Annotated in this window: 1 protein-coding gene; it reads left to right on the top strand. The window is 58.8% G+C overall.

Features of this window, described 5'->3' with window-relative positions; genetic code table 11:
• Positions 1–209 precede the first annotated feature (209 nt).
• On the top strand, positions 210–386 hold the full coding sequence (locus tag AC07M7_RS21135; protein ID WP_495208229.1) for an integrase core domain-containing protein: 177 nt from the start codon (positions 210–212) through the stop codon (positions 384–386).
• The last annotated feature ends 293 nt before the right edge of the window (positions 387–679 follow it).

Consider the following 679-nt stretch of genomic DNA (forward strand, 5'->3'; position numbering starts at 1 on the left):
TTGCCCTTCAGGTCCACGCCCTTGAAGTCGTCCCAGTTGCGTTCCGGCGCCTTCACGCCGTAGCCGAGGAACACCAGCGGCGCCTCGCTGATGTCCTGCTGCGCTCCGGCAACGGCCTGGTGTTCAGCAGCCGCGACTACACGCGCCTGGTGCGCAGCTACGGCCTGCAGCAGGAGCTCATCACGCCACACTGCCCGCAGCAGAACGGGATGGTGGAACGAGTCATTCGAAAGGAGCAATGTGTGCACCGGCATCGCTTCGAGAGCCAGGTCCACGGCACGCGGGTGATTGTCGACTGGATCGCCTTTTGCAACCAGCAGCGCCCTCACCAAGCACTGAAGATGATGACTCCAGACGTGGCTTACGCCGCTACCTTAATCGCATGACCTGAGCAGGAAACGGTGGGGCATACATCATCTTGCGACACACCTCGTCGACCGCCATCCCCAGCTCGACCTGCTTGAGCGCGTACGCGATCTACTTCTCGGTAGAACGGGACTTCTTCATCGCCTGATTGCTTGTGATCCGCAGGGCCATGCGGGGCGAAATCTCTACATTTTTACATTGGCCTGATTTTCAGAAGGTCGGTCACCCAGCGACTGCCCGTCTCCGCCGTGAAGGCCAGGTCATATCGGATGCTGTTCGATCATCATGAATGTGAACTCATTAATTAATCGAC

The sequence above is a fragment of the Stenotrophomonas sp. GW821-FHT09E08 genome (assembly GCF_059416125.1).

Excerpts from the sequence above, each read along its gene's own strand:
- AC07M7_RS21135 (WP_495208229.1), top strand. The coding sequence starts at position 210 with ATGGTGGAACGAGTCATTCGAAAGGAGCAATGTGTGCACCGGCATCGC.